Source organism: Bacillus sp. FSL K6-2944, from assembly GCF_038005385.1.
In the GTDB taxonomy this organism is placed as follows: Bacteria; Bacillota; Bacilli; order Bacillales; family Bacillaceae_G; genus Bacillus_A; species Bacillus_A cereus.
Window position 1 is genome coordinate 3,479,365 of sequence record NZ_JBBOTE010000001.1, and the last position, 12,848, is coordinate 3,492,212.

The following is a 12,848-nucleotide window of genomic DNA, read 5'->3' on the forward strand; positions in this document are numbered from 1 at the left end:
CCCTATGCTACATTTAAGCCGTTACATTAATATTAATAGGGTGGGAATAAACATGAACAAACCTAAAATTGGGATGATTGGACTTGGAAGTATTGCGCAAAAGGCCTATCTTCCAACACTTACAAAAGAAACTGATTGGAATTTTGTAGGGGCGTTTACACCTAACGCAGAGAAAAGAAAACAAGTTTGCCAGCAATACCGAATTCAAGACTTTCATTCTATTGAAATGTTAGCTTCGGAATGCGATGCAATCTTCGTTCATAGTTCAACTGCATCGCATTATGAAATCGTTTCTGAACTTCTAAAAAAAGGGATCGACGTTTATGTTGATAAACCGCTCGCAGCTACAGTGGAACAAGCTGAGCAACTAGTCGAGTTAAGCGAGAAGTATAACCGAAAATTAATGGTCGGATTTAATCGCAGATTCGTTCCTATGTATGTCGCTGCCAAAGAACAGGCTAATGATATTTCATGGATTCGAATTGAAAAGCATCGTACAAATAAAGTCGGGCCATATACGTACGACTTCACTATGTTAGATGATTATTTACACATTGTAGATACCGCTCGCTGGTTAGCTAATGATGACCTTAACGCCGTTCACAATATGATGCAAATCAATGAAAAGAATGAACTTCTTTACGGACATCATACATATACAACTCCAAGTGGACTGTTACTTTCTACTGCAATGCATCGCCATGCCGGTACAAATTTAGAACAAATTGAACTTGTAACGCCAGGGAAAATCATTCGCGTAAAAAATATGAATACATTTGAAATTGAACAGGAAAACTCAGTTTCACAAAGTGGTTCCCCATCATGGGATACGACGTTAAAACAACGTGGTTTTGAAGATGCTGTTCATCATTTTATTAAGTGTGTACAAGGCGATACAAAGCCTGTTGTAGATGGATTAGAAGGATTAAAAACGCAGCAAATGCTACAATCTTTACTAGATGATGTAAACAAAAATTAAAACGGATACATTTTTCAGAATTTACTTTCATTCCCATTCCCTCTTTATTTCTCTCGTAAATTTCTATAGAATATGTTGATAGGAATTATAAATTTCATAATGAATCGTGGAAAGGATGGGATTAACACATGTGGAACGAGTTTAAAAAATTCGCTTTCAAAGGGAATGTCGTTGATTTAGCTGTCGGGGTTGTAATCGGTGCTGCATTCGGTAAAATCGTTAGTTCTTTAGTAAAAGATATCATCACACCATTACTTGGTATGGTATTAGGTGGCGTTGACTTTACAAGTTTACACTTTGGATACGGTAAATCTGCTGTTATGTATGGTAACTTCATCCAAACAATTTTTGACTTCTTAATTATCGCAGCTTCTATCTTTATGTTTGTTAAAGTTTTCAACAAACTAACATCTAAAAAAGAAGAAGAAAAAGAGGAAGAAATTCCAGAACCAACAAAAGAAGAAGAACTTCTTGGCGAAATTCGCGACTTACTAAAACAGCAAAACTCTTCTAAAGATAGAGCATAATTGAACGGATAAAAAGGCATGTCCCCTCGGGACATGCCTTTTCTATATGCTATAACGTTTCCGAATTCATATGAATAAATAAAATAATACCAGCAACCATAAGTACCATAATGCTACCTGCAAATAGTGTAATACCAATAAACATTAAACTTGTGCTCATATCTACTGATACACTTTCAATAAAAATAGAAATTACATACGTGATAAGGGCAATTCCTGCAAGAATACTTCCTGGAACAAATCGCTTTAAACCATTTTGTTTTAACGTCATATATGCAAAAATAGCAGTCATACAAAGCGTAATTATCCAAAGAACGATCATCTCTTTTCCCCCCTCACAAGCCTTTTCTTTCTATTATACATGACATTGCCCTATAATAGTTAAATTTGCACTTATGTGACATATAACAAGGAATCATACAATCTATAAAGAAGTCTTCCAAATAAGCTATAGACTAGGGAGGATTTCAATTGGAAGATGATATTGTAGGATATTTTAAACGAGTAGAGCGATTCGATTAAATCACAATTGACTTAGACAAAGATGAAACCATTATTACTGACCATGTGAAACAATATGATCCTTCTAGATTAGAACAGTTAATACAAAGTTTTAAAACGCACTGCCCAAACATGCCTTGAACATAATTTACGAAGCGCTGAAGAACTTTTTGCATTTTGGAAAAGACATTGACGACCAGGAAAATATGGATATTTCTCATATAAATTGATATAATTACCATATATAAATATTCTTTGTAAGGGAGTGTTCATAATGATTTGGATTTCACTAATCGTATTAGCTTATTTCATCATTCTCGTCCCAATACAGTACAACTACATTAAAATGCTCAAAGAAAAACAGAAAAAAATGAGTGTCTCACAAAACGAACTATATGACAACATGTCTTATGAAGAATCCCAAGTACATTACCATTATCAAAGTAACGTATTTACAATACCTGCTTCGCTTGTCGCAAGTATTATTTATAAAGTGAACCATGCAGCATAATATGTACGCTGTAAAATTATTGTTTGAGTCTGTTCATTCTAGTGAGCCTGATTCTACGAAAATTGATGAGTATTATGAAGAGAATCACGATACACTTTTTGAAGAAAGTATTATTCTTGTTAAAGCAAACAGTTTGGAAGAAGCTCATGCACTAGGCGAACAAATCGCTATACAGTCTGAGCATACGTACGATAATAAGTACGGCCAGCAAATAACATGGACGTTTCGAAAACTATTGCATGTGTTTGAATTAGACGATACCCCATTTGAAACTGGAAAAGAATTGTATGCAAGATTTTTACACGTTAAGAAAGACGAAATGGTAAATGCAGTCGTACAAAAATACTATCCTGAATACGAATAAAAGCTCACAGCAATCGCTGTGAGCTTTTTTATACTTACTTCGTTGAATCTCTAAATTGGATACGGTGAGGTAAGATAACAGTGTGATCTTCCACTTTTTCTTTGTTCATATACTTTGTTAATAGACGCATTGCTACTGCACCGATATCATACATCGGTTGAACAACTGTTGAAAGCTGCGGACGAACCATTAATGCAAGGCGTGTATTATCGAAACCAAGTACTTCTACGTCAGTTGGTACGTTTAATCCAGCGTCTTGTGCTGCATGGATTACACCTAGTGCCATTTCATCAGAAGATACGAAGATTGCTGTTGGCTTTTCATCATTGCTCCAAAGCTTTTCGAATGCTTCGATACCTGAGTCATATGTGTAATCTCCATCGATTACAAGATTTTCATCATATGAAATACCTGCTTCTTCTAAAGCTTTTTTATAACCTTGTAACTTCTTCGCGCTTCCCGCTTTATCAATGAAAGGACCAGAGACGAAACCGATACGTTTATGTCCTTGCTCGATAAAGTGCTTCATTGCATCATAAGCTGCTTGTGTATAATCAATATTTACTGATGGCGTTTCATTTTGCTCATCAAATGATGCTGCTAATACAATTGGTACTGGAGATTTTTTAAATTCTTCAATGTGAATGTCTGTAATATCTTCACCCATGAAAACAATTCCGTCCACTTGTTTTCCAAGCATCGTATTTAATAAATGGAACTCTTTCTCTTTGTTTTGGTCAGAGTTACTTAAAATGATGTTATATTTGTACATTGTTGCGATATCTTCAATTCCACGAGCTAGTTCTGCATAAAACGTATTTGAGATATCAGGAATAATAACACCTACTGTAGTTGTCTTCTTACTTGCTAGTCCACGTGCTACCGCATTTGGGCGGTATCCTAAACGATCAATTGCTTCTAATACTTTCTTTCTTGTTGTAGGCTTTACATTTGGGTTACCGTTCACAACGCGTGATACGGTAGCCATTGAAACGTTCGCTTCACGCGCTACATCATATATTGTTACGTTCATCTCATCGCACACTCCTTCTATTTTTGTTATCTATTTTTATGTATCGGTTACTTGAATGAAAAAAAGACATCAACTCTATTTGCAGATGCCACCAATCGTCCCGAGTTCTTCCTTTTACTAATGATACGATAAAAACGCAGGCTCATACAATATTTTCCCGCAAAAGTTTCGAAAAAATTCGCTTCTTTTCTCGTATTTTCGTATTTTTTATGAAAAAAGGGCATTTTTTGTAAAAAAATAGATGTTTCCTTAGTAGAAATCTTATTTTAAGCAGTACGATAGTAAATGAAATTTATATCGGCGATTTTTCGAATATATCGACTGTAACTCGAAATATATCAGCGATTTTCCAAATATATCGACCGCAACTCTAATTATATCAGCGATTTTTTAAATATATCAACTTACCAACAAAAATCGACAATGACAGTCGCTATACAATAGGAGAAAGCTGTTCCAAAATGCCTTTTTGGAACAGCTCATTAAAAGTTTTTATAATTTACTTCCAAATGATTTTAATTCATTCATAAAATCATTGAACTGCGGTATATTCATTTGTTGCGCTGCATCAGATAAAGCTACAGCTGGATCTGGATGTACTTCAGCCATAATTGCGTCTGCACCAATTGCCATCGCTGCTTTTGCAGTTGGTAAGAGAAGGTCACGTCGCCCTGTAGAATGCGTTACATCGACAACGACAGGTAAATTGTGTTTCTTTCTTTAAAATCGGCACAGCGGAAATATCAAGCGTATTACGCGTCGCTCTTTCATACGTGCGAATACCTCGTTCACATAAAATAATGTTCCCATTTCCCTTTGCCATAATATATTCTGCCGCATTAATGAATTCTTCAATCGTTGCTGATAGACCACGTTTTAATAATACTGGTTTATTCACAGCACCAGCTGCCCTTAGCAAATCAAAGTTTTGCATATTGCGAGCGCCAATTTGAATAACATCAACGTAATCTAATGACATCTCAATATCATTCGGATTTAAAATTTCACTAATAACAGCCAAATCATATTCATCTGCTACCTGGCGCAAAATTTGTAATCCCTCTAATCCAAGACCTTGAAAATCATACGGTGAAGTACGTGGTTTAAACGCACCACCACGCATTAATTTCAGACCTTGCCCTTTCATTGCTTCAGCAACTTGACGTACTTGTTCATAACTTTCCACTGCACACGGTCCCATAATAAAATGCTGATTTCCGTCACCAATTTTTTCACCATTAATTTCAACAATCGTATCTTCTGTTTTTTTCTTACGAGAAACAAGTAATGCTTTACGATGATCGTCTTCTTGTAATTCTAAACCAGCTTGAAAAATTTGTTTGAAAATATGTTGTAAAGTCGAAGTTTCAAATGGACCATTATTATTCTCTGCAATTAAATCCAGCATATTTCTTTCACGTACAGGATCAAAACGTTTCACACCTTGTACTTCTTTTAAATTACCAACTTCTTGTACGAGACGACCTCTTTCGTTTAGTAACTCTAATATTTGTAAATTAAGTTGATCAATTTCAGAACGTAAACGACCTAATTGTTGTGATGCCATAAGAAAGCCACCTCTTTCAAATTCCTATATGTTACTTTTTTAAGATAATTTATTATAGCTGATACATATACGATTGTCACACGATATACAGCAAGGAATTACTATCAAAAAACATTATATATTTTCATTTAAAATAAAAAAAAGACAGTTTACATACTGTCTTTTTTTACAAGAAGGAAACAAACGGTTTATCACTGTTTTTCTCTTTTATAATAACGGCCTCAATTTTACTCTCGGACTTGATCTGTAATTGTACTTTCGCATCTTTAGGCAATTTGTCTAACATGCCTTGAGCAGCCAATTGGGTAAGAGCCATTAATTCTGTTTTACCGTTATATTTAATAACAATATTCATATTTAATGTATCCATTTGATCTTTCTTATAAGAAACTTTAGCGTTGACTGGAATAAAATCTCCATTAGAAAAACCTTTTATTTCCTTAGCAAAGTTATTTATTTTTGTATTATCTTCTCCATGTGCTTGTGTAAATTCATCAGAAGGATATGAATACGACTTTTCATCGATCGTACTCCAATTTCCAAGGTTCGTATCATTCTTTTGAACAGTAGCACTAGCAATATACGTACCATTTTTTAAAGAACTTGTACTTTCTTGCTTAAAGATAGCAAACGTAATTGGAGATTTGTTATATTTATCATTTTTGTTAATAGCTTCAATAAGTTGTTTAGCAACTTCAGTCCCTTTAGACATAGCCTCTTCATTCGATACACTTGAAGACATAGCTAAGCCAATCATAACACCAGATAAACTTAATTCATTTGAATTCTGTTTTCCGAAATAATCTTGTTCTATAATATTTGTCAAAACTGGGGCTTCTACTTTCGCAACTAGTTCATCAATTAGTTTCTCTGGAATATACTGGTTTAATTGCAGTACGTGACTCTCTGTATCAAATTGCTGCGTTGCAATATTTATTAAACCATTTTCATACTCTGCTAAATCTAATTTAGAATTTGTTTTTATATTAGCTGTATTAATAACCTTTTGTTCTTTTAAAGGAATAACAGTTCTATAATAATCTTTAGAAACAGCAGTTCTCGGAATCATACTTTTTTCTTTTGTATCTTTTTGTATAACTTCATCCTTCTTACTAATCGTATTACTATTGTTACTACAAGCTCCCAGTAATAAACTTACGACTGCGAAGGATAATGCCATTTTCTTCATTACTTAAAACCTACTTTCAACAATCTAGTTATTTAGTTTGAACTATTAATAGTGTACCACTAAATATATTTCAACAAAAACAAAAAAAAAAGAAGCAAGCACCTTTAGCTTGCTTCTTTTTACTTTATATTCTCTTCTAAAGCATCTTTTTTAATATTCCAATGAGATGTATTCCATACTACCATCCCATCTTTTATGTATAACACTTGTGGTGATTCATGTCTAATACTGTATTGTTCTGCAACACGATTTGACACATCTCTCGCATCTTGTACGTATAAGTAATACGCTGGTACTTCTCTTTCTTCGCTGCAATACGCTTGAAATTCTGTGTATGCACCGTGACTAATTGGGCATGTCGTACTGTGTTTAAAAAGAACATACGGCTCGTTCTTTTCTACTAAGACTTCAAGCTCTTCAATTGTTTCAAGTTTTGTCATATTCATCACGATTCACCTCTCATACGAAATCTAGAGCGTTTCTCTTTCTTTTCAGCTTTTTTCTCAATTCTTTCTAATTTACGCTCTTCTTTTTCAACCTTCTTCTCTTGTCTCGACGCACGGTAATGATTGTATACTTCAATCGCCGCACTGCTCCACTGTACAACTTGCGCTACTTTATCAGCGTTATTTTCAATTTCGTCCGTTACAGAGTCTGATACATTACGAAGCTTCGTATTTAAAGATTGGATTGTCGTTCCAATCCCATCTACACCCGCTACCACTTTATTTAATGACTGTGACTTCTGTTGAATATCATCAGCTAACGCATTCGTTTTATGTAATAATTGCTCTGTCTCTACGCTAATTCCTTGCATTTGTTTTTCTAAACCTTCTAACGTGCTTGCAACGTTTTCTAACGTCTTCTGAACCGATAACAACGTTCTGCATACATACACTACTAATACTGCGAAAGCAACCGCGATAATAGCCGCACTTACATATAAAAGAACTTGCATTTCATCACTTCCTTTATCTTTTTCATACTTTCCCCTATTATACAATCATTTTCCGTTTCATTCTAATCCCTATCTCATCATTAGAATTTTCATACTTATTCGTTAACTGTAACATAAATCATTCAACAAATTCCACTAAGTAGGTTACAATAGGAGAGGATACATAATTAGTAGGGAGGCTTTACATATGAAAGATCCACGTATTGAAAAGTTAGCATACAATTTAATTAACTACTCTATCCGCTTACAAAAAGGTGAAAAAGTATTAATTGAAAACTTTGGCTTACAAAAAGAACTTGTAACTGCACTTGTAAAAGAAGCATATGCAGCTGGTGGTTTCCCATTCGTCTCTTTAAAAGATCATCAAGTAGATCGCTCTTTATTAATGGGGGCTACTGAAGAACATTTCGAACAAATCGCTGCATATGAAGCAAGCGTAATGAAAGACATGGACGCTTATATCGGCCTTCGCTCTGGCGATAATATTAATGAACAAGCTGACGTTCCAAGTGAGCGTATGAAAGTTCATGGCCAAACAGTTGGTAAAAAAGTTCATAGAGACATTCGCGTTCCAAAAACACGCTGGGTTGTTCTTCGCTACCCAAATGCTTCTATGGCACAGCTTGCTAAAATGAGTACAGAAGCTTTCGAAGACTTCTACTTTGAAGTATGTAACTTAGACTACGGTAAAATGGATAAGGCGATGGACAGCCTTGTTACATTAATGAATAAAACAGATAAAGTTCGTTTAACTGGTCCTGGAACTGACTTAACATTCTCTATTAAAGACATTCCAGCAATTAAATGCTCAGGTCATTTAAACATTCCAGACGGTGAAGTATACTCTGCACCAGTTCGTGATTCTGTTAACGGTACAGTTTCTTACAACACACCATCTCCTTACAACGGTTATACATTTGAAAATGTACAACTTAAGTTCGAGAACGGCCAAATCGTTGAAGCAACTGCAAACGATTCAGAACGCATTAACAAAATCTTCGATACAGACGAAGGCGCACGCTACGTTGGTGAGTTCGCAATCGGCGTAAACCCATACATCTTACATCCAATGGGAGACATCCTATTCGATGAAAAAATCGATGGCAGCTTCCACTTCACTCCTGGACAAGCTTACGACGATGCATGGAACGGTAACAACTCGAACATCCATTGGGACTTAGTATGTATCCAACGCCCTGAATACGGCGGCGGCGAAATTTACTTCGACGACGTACTCATCCGTAAAGACGGACGCTTCGTTGTAGCTGAATTAGAAGCTTTAAATCCAGAGAACTTAAAATAATAATAAAAACGCTCGGGATTTTTCCGAGCGTTTTTTTTATTAATACTTTAATAACTCTTTCGCCACATCTTCTGGCACTTTAAAACTCATTTTCTTATTTTTCATTTCAACTTCGACATAAGGGACATCTTTATATACTGTCATCGTACCAATTTCATGTAACTCTTTTTTATCTTTACTCGAATCCAATAATTTCGGTGTATCCTCTTGATACATTGTAAATGTTTTCCCTTGCGGAGTATCTAAAGGAGCCGATTGCATTTTCCACTTATCCATTTTCATGACTTCAAACAGCTTTTCAATTTTTTTCTTATCGGTAATTACTTTTTTCTCACTTGAATCAGTAAGTGATTCAATTTCAACTTTTTGTGCCTTTTCTAAGTTCATATCAGCCTTTTCCTTCTTCGCACTACACCCTATTAAAAGAAAGGATGCAGTTAACAGAAGTAAAAATAACATAAGGGCTTTTTTCATTTCTAATCCCCCTAACTACATAGTGCTACTTTTCTCACTTTTTGTTTGCTGAAAATGAAAATAATATAAAAGTGCCACTGCGATAGTACCGATTAATATTGGTACATATAAAGGCAGGTTCCATTTCATATTTATCCTAGTGCAGATAGCAAACACCAGCATAATTTCCAAGCAAAAAAAAGGTTTTATATATTTCATTTCTTCCCTACCATTTCTATTTTCACATATGGATTTTCTTTCTCTATAAGCGCCAAGAATTCATCCATATTTTGCGGCATCGCAACCATATGTACTTTATATGCATTCGTCGTAATTTCAAGAGACTTTCCGACCTGACGTATAATTCTCACATCTTTTAATACAATATCATCATTTAAAATACCGTACTTTAATACGCCATTTTCTACTTTATGTTTTTTAATAAATACTTCCCAAACGAGTGGTACATTTACAATGAAGCATAAACCCATCCCAATCAACGCTGACATCCAATGTGCTTTATTAGTGAAAAGCATGACAATTGGATATATAAACATAAAAACTAACGTAAGGCAAACGAAAATGACTACTGACTTACTTCTTTGAATTGGAAAGTTCATACCTACACCCCCTAATCCAAATTATACCACTATTTCCATTTTGGTTCATAGAAAAAGGCCATTTCTAAATGACCTTTTACACAATGTACCTATAAAATTTCTTATCTACCTGTAGCACCGGAAAGTTTTTCGGCAACTCGTCTATACTCACACTTTGAAAACCATTCTTTTCATAAAAACGATGTGCCGCTAAAAATTTTACTGTTGTTCCTAAGTAAATATCTTTCAATTTTTTATCCTCAGCCCATGAAATTGCTGTTTGAAGCAACATATGTGATGCGCCCCATTCTTTTCCGCGAAACTCTTTTTGTACGAACATTTTTCTTAGCGCTACTTGATGATTCTCAATATCTAATAAAGCTACTGTTCCAACTACTTTACCATCATAAATTGCTACCCAAAAGTTTCCGTGATCCTTTTGATAGAATGTTTCTATTTCAAGTAAATCAGGTTGCTCTTCTTTCGTAATTGAAACATTATACTCTTTTTGCTGAATATGAACGATAAGATCTACTACTTCCTCTTGAAACGTACTTTCATATGGAACAATACGAATCTTCTCGTTCATCGAATCTCTTTCCATTCTGAAGCTAGTAAACTATATACAGCGATATCATGAAAATGATCATATAGCCATTCTTCATCTCGTAAAATACCATCTAACTTAAATCCTAAACGTTCTGGAATTGCGCGGCTTTTCGCATTTCCAACACCGCACCGAATTTCAATTTTATTCAGCTTTAAATTTTCAAATGCATAGTGAAGTACAGCCTTTACGCTACGCGTCATAATACCTTTCCCGCCAGCATCTTCTGCAAGATAATACCCAAGACTCGTCGCTTTCTTCCCCCAGCTCACTGGATGAATGCCTACCATCCCAACGAGCTTTCCTTTGTAACGTATACCACTTTCAAAACCGTCTCCCTCTGCAAACTTCTTTAACCACATCGGAAAAATTTCATCATAAGCATCAGCAGATTTTGTCCCATCTACCCAAGGGAGCCATTTCCGTAAATGATTACGGTTTTGATCTAATAATTGATATAATTCCTCTTTATGATGTTTTTCTAGTAATTGTAGTTCGATTTCGTCATCTACTCGGAGTGTGAACATGTTTTTTAGTCCCCTTTTTAGTTTTCTTATTATTCTAACATTTATATTTCAAAACGCGTACCAATATATCAACGATTTTTGAAATATATCGAACACAACTCCATATATATCGACGTTTCAACATTAATGCACAACCACGACAACATAAAAAAGACGCACAGCCAAGCTATGCGTCTTTTCTATTATTTCTCTGCAACTTGAACTTCTTTTACGTAAGCCGCTTCGAATTTTTGGATGTCACCTGCGCCCATGAAAATTAGAACGCCGTTTTTATGTTTCTTTAATACATCCGTTGTTGTATCTGTAATTAATTCTGCACCGTCAATACGCTTTTGCAGATCTTCGATTGTTAATTCACCTTTGTTTTCACGTGCTGATCCGAAAATATCACATAAGTATACTTGGTCAGCTTTGCTTAGGCTTTCTGCGAACTCATCTAAGAACTTTTCTGTACGTGAGAATGTATGTGGCTGGAATACAGCGACAATTTCACGCTCTGGATGTTTTTGACGAGCAGCTTCAATCGTTGCATTAATCTCTGTCGGATGGTGTGCGTAGTCATCGATGATTACTTGCTCTCCCATCGGCTTTTCATTAAAGCGACGTTTTACGCCTTCAAAAGTTGTTAATTGATGTTTTACTGCTTCTACATCAACATTTTCATAATGGCAAAGCGCGATTACTGCTAACGCATTTAATACGCTGTGATTGCCGTATCCTGTAATTTTGAACGTATCATAGTACGTGTTACGAACGAATACATCAAATATCGTACCATCTGTTCTCTTTTGAATGTTGCGTGCTTGGAAATCATTATCTTCTCCAAATCCATAGAAAATAACAGGTACTTTCGCTTGAATTTTTTGAAGTTCTTCATCATCTCCACATGCAATAATGCCTTTTTTCACTTGCAATGCCATCTCTTGGAATGCACTGAATACATCATTGATGTCTGCAAAATAATCTGGATGATCAAAATCAATATTCGTCATAATTGCATAGTCTGGATTATAAGACAAGAAATGACGACGATACTCACAAGCTTCAAATACAAAATACTTACTATTTTCTACCCCATGCCCTGTTCCATCTCCAATAAGGTAAGATGTTGGGTGTGCACCTTGCATTACATGGGCTAACAAACCTGTTGTTGATGTTTTTCCGTGTGCACCAGTTACAGCAACACTTGTGTATTGGCTCATCAGGTCACCTAAGAAATGATGGTAACGATGGACTGGGATGTTTAATTCTTTTGCTGCTACGATTTCTTCATGCGTATCAGGAAATGCATTTCCTGCAATAATCACTTGTCCTTCTTCTACATTATTCTTATCAAAAGGAAGGATCGAGATACTACGCTTTTCCAACGCTGTTTGTGTAAAGAAACGTTTTTCATAATCAGACCCTTGAACAGTATGCTTCATATCATGAAGAATTTGCGCTAATGAACTCATTCCTGTTCCTTTAATTCCTACAAAATGGTAAACTGTCATCTTAAAGAACCTCCAACATTTCGAACTAATACAACGGCCTATCTATAAGACAGTATATGAATCTTTTCTTATTTTGGTAATCATCATACATTTTTGATGTAGTGAAGTTATTCTTTCCCTTCACTTATCAGGATAAACTCGTACGTACTTCTTTATATGTCCATAATAAGTCCATTATAGCAAAAAAGAAGCCGCTATACTATGATAACAGAAAAACTGATAGGGTCAATCACCTAT

The 12,848-nt window shown here is 35.2% G+C and carries 16 protein-coding genes and 1 pseudogene; 5 read left to right on the top strand and 12 right to left on the bottom strand.

Going from position 1 to position 12,848, the window contains the following annotated elements; translation table 11 throughout:
* The first annotated feature begins 52 nt into the window (after positions 1-52).
* Entirely contained in the window at positions 53-979 is a 927-nt protein-coding gene (locus MHH55_RS17710; RefSeq protein ID WP_001039694.1) for a Gfo/Idh/MocA family protein, read from the top strand.
* A gap of 128 nt (positions 980-1,107) precedes the next feature.
* Positions 1,108-1,506: a large conductance mechanosensitive channel protein MscL gene (mscL, locus tag MHH55_RS17715; protein ID WP_000267011.1), complete on the top strand. Its 399-nt coding sequence runs from the start codon at positions 1,108-1,110 to the stop codon at positions 1,504-1,506.
* Between the two features lie 49 nt (positions 1,507-1,555).
* Here mscL and MHH55_RS17720 read toward each other — a convergent pair whose 3' ends face one another.
* Complete coding sequence (locus tag MHH55_RS17720) at positions 1,556-1,828, bottom strand: DUF3917 domain-containing protein (protein WP_000636589.1); 273 nt, start codon at positions 1,826-1,828, stop codon at positions 1,556-1,558.
* Positions 1,829-2,281: 453 nt separating this feature from the next.
* Between MHH55_RS17720 and MHH55_RS17725 the strand changes: the two genes are divergently transcribed.
* Together MHH55_RS17725 and MHH55_RS17730 are read left to right on the top strand one after the other, a co-directional pair.
* On the top strand, positions 2,282-2,518 hold the full coding sequence (locus MHH55_RS17725) for a DUF3949 domain-containing protein (RefSeq protein ID WP_000637903.1): 237 nt from the start codon (positions 2,282-2,284) through the stop codon (positions 2,516-2,518).
* Between the two features lies 1 nt (position 2,519).
* Positions 2,520-2,882, top strand: coding sequence for a DUF4288 domain-containing protein (locus tag MHH55_RS17730; RefSeq protein WP_002164415.1), 363 nt, complete (start codon positions 2,520-2,522; stop codon positions 2,880-2,882).
* Between the two features lie 34 nt (positions 2,883-2,916).
* Here the strand turns inward: MHH55_RS17730 and ccpA are convergent, their stop codons facing one another.
* The 5 genes and pseudogenes from ccpA to MHH55_RS17755 form a co-directional block, all read right to left on the bottom strand.
* Positions 2,917-3,915, bottom strand: a complete 999-nt coding sequence (ccpA, locus tag MHH55_RS17735; RefSeq protein ID WP_001103297.1) for a catabolite control protein A — start codon at positions 3,913-3,915, stop codon at positions 2,917-2,919.
* Between the two features lie 492 nt (positions 3,916-4,407).
* Positions 4,408-5,482: pseudogene (locus MHH55_RS17740) on the bottom strand (bifunctional 3-deoxy-7-phosphoheptulonate synthase/chorismate mutase).
* 166 nt (positions 5,483-5,648) lie between these two features.
* Positions 5,649-6,671 carry a CamS family sex pheromone protein gene (locus MHH55_RS17745; RefSeq protein ID WP_000738025.1) on the bottom strand — a complete coding sequence of 341 codons (1,023 nt, stop codon included), beginning with the start codon at positions 6,669-6,671 and terminating at the stop codon, positions 5,649-5,651.
* A gap of 119 nt (positions 6,672-6,790) precedes the next feature.
* The gene (gene ytxJ, locus MHH55_RS17750; RefSeq protein WP_001057469.1) at positions 6,791-7,117 is read right to left on the bottom strand and encodes a bacillithiol system redox-active protein YtxJ; all 327 of its coding nucleotides are present in this window, start codon (positions 7,115-7,117) and stop codon (positions 6,791-6,793) included.
* Positions 7,117-7,629 (bottom strand): DUF948 domain-containing protein, encoded by a 513-nt coding sequence (locus MHH55_RS17755; RefSeq protein ID WP_001197720.1) that lies wholly within the window; start codon positions 7,627-7,629, stop codon positions 7,117-7,119. The genes ytxJ and MHH55_RS17755 overlap by 1 nt, the downstream gene beginning before the upstream one ends.
* Before the next feature lie 187 nt (positions 7,630-7,816).
* Between MHH55_RS17755 and MHH55_RS17760 the strand changes: the two genes are divergently transcribed.
* Positions 7,817-8,932, top strand: coding sequence for an aminopeptidase (locus tag MHH55_RS17760; protein ID WP_000654727.1), 1,116 nt, complete (start codon positions 7,817-7,819; stop codon positions 8,930-8,932).
* Between the two features lie 39 nt (positions 8,933-8,971).
* Here MHH55_RS17760 and MHH55_RS17765 read toward each other — a convergent pair whose 3' ends face one another.
* From MHH55_RS17765 to murC, 6 genes are all read right to left on the bottom strand, one after another.
* Positions 8,972-9,406 (bottom strand): hypothetical protein, encoded by a 435-nt coding sequence (locus MHH55_RS17765; RefSeq protein ID WP_000709855.1) that lies wholly within the window; start codon positions 9,404-9,406, stop codon positions 8,972-8,974.
* Between the two features lie 15 nt (positions 9,407-9,421).
* Complete coding sequence (locus MHH55_RS17770) at positions 9,422-9,604, bottom strand: hypothetical protein (protein ID WP_078186242.1); 183 nt, start codon at positions 9,602-9,604, stop codon at positions 9,422-9,424.
* Entirely contained in the window at positions 9,601-10,005 is a 405-nt protein-coding gene (locus MHH55_RS17775; protein WP_078186243.1) for a PH domain-containing protein, read from the bottom strand. Before MHH55_RS17775 ends, MHH55_RS17770 begins: the two co-directional genes overlap by 4 nt.
* 76 nt (positions 10,006-10,081) lie before the next feature.
* Entirely contained in the window at positions 10,082-10,573 is a 492-nt protein-coding gene (locus MHH55_RS17780; RefSeq protein WP_001003163.1) for a GNAT family N-acetyltransferase, read from the bottom strand.
* Positions 10,570-11,118, bottom strand: coding sequence for a GNAT family N-acetyltransferase (locus tag MHH55_RS17785; RefSeq protein WP_000494681.1), 549 nt, complete (start codon positions 11,116-11,118; stop codon positions 10,570-10,572). Before MHH55_RS17785 ends, MHH55_RS17780 begins: the two co-directional genes overlap by 4 nt.
* 182 nt (positions 11,119-11,300) lie before the next feature.
* Complete coding sequence (gene murC, locus MHH55_RS17790; RefSeq protein ID WP_000219468.1) at positions 11,301-12,611, bottom strand: UDP-N-acetylmuramate--L-alanine ligase; 1,311 nt, start codon at positions 12,609-12,611, stop codon at positions 11,301-11,303.
* Positions 12,612-12,848 lie beyond the last annotated feature (237 nt).

Coding starts and splice junctions, on each gene's coding strand:
- murC (WP_000219468.1), bottom strand. CDS start 12,611: ATGACAGTTTACCATTTTGTAGGAATTAAAGGAACAGGAATGAGTTCA.
- MHH55_RS17760 (WP_000654727.1), top strand. CDS start 7,817: ATGAAAGATCCACGTATTGAAAAGTTAGCATACAATTTAATTAACTAC.
- MHH55_RS17755 (WP_001197720.1), bottom strand. CDS start 7,629: ATGCAAGTTCTTTTATATGTAAGTGCGGCTATTATCGCGGTTGCTTTC.
- mscL (WP_000267011.1), top strand. CDS start 1,108: ATGTGGAACGAGTTTAAAAAATTCGCTTTCAAAGGGAATGTCGTTGAT.
- MHH55_RS17780 (WP_001003163.1), bottom strand. CDS start 10,573: ATGAACGAGAAGATTCGTATTGTTCCATATGAAAGTACGTTTCAAGAG.
- MHH55_RS17725 (WP_000637903.1), top strand. CDS start 2,282: ATGATTTGGATTTCACTAATCGTATTAGCTTATTTCATCATTCTCGTC.
- MHH55_RS17765 (WP_000709855.1), bottom strand. CDS start 9,406: ATGAAAAAAGCCCTTATGTTATTTTTACTTCTGTTAACTGCATCCTTT.
- MHH55_RS17775 (WP_078186243.1), bottom strand. CDS start 10,005: ATGAACTTTCCAATTCAAAGAAGTAAGTCAGTAGTCATTTTCGTTTGC.
- ytxJ (WP_001057469.1), bottom strand. CDS start 7,117: ATGAATATGACAAAACTTGAAACAATTGAAGAGCTTGAAGTCTTAGTA.
- MHH55_RS17720 (WP_000636589.1), bottom strand. CDS start 1,828: ATGATCGTTCTTTGGATAATTACGCTTTGTATGACTGCTATTTTTGCA.
- MHH55_RS17785 (WP_000494681.1), bottom strand. CDS start 11,118: ATGTTCACACTCCGAGTAGATGACGAAATCGAACTACAATTACTAGAA.
- MHH55_RS17745 (WP_000738025.1), bottom strand. CDS start 6,671: ATGAAGAAAATGGCATTATCCTTCGCAGTCGTAAGTTTATTACTGGGA.
- ccpA (WP_001103297.1), bottom strand. CDS start 3,915: ATGAACGTAACAATATATGATGTAGCGCGTGAAGCGAACGTTTCAATG.
- MHH55_RS17770 (WP_078186242.1), bottom strand. CDS start 9,604: ATGAAATATATAAAACCTTTTTTTTGCTTGGAAATTATGCTGGTGTTT.
- MHH55_RS17730 (WP_002164415.1), top strand. CDS start 2,520: ATGTACGCTGTAAAATTATTGTTTGAGTCTGTTCATTCTAGTGAGCCT.
- MHH55_RS17710 (WP_001039694.1), top strand. CDS start 53: ATGAACAAACCTAAAATTGGGATGATTGGACTTGGAAGTATTGCGCAA.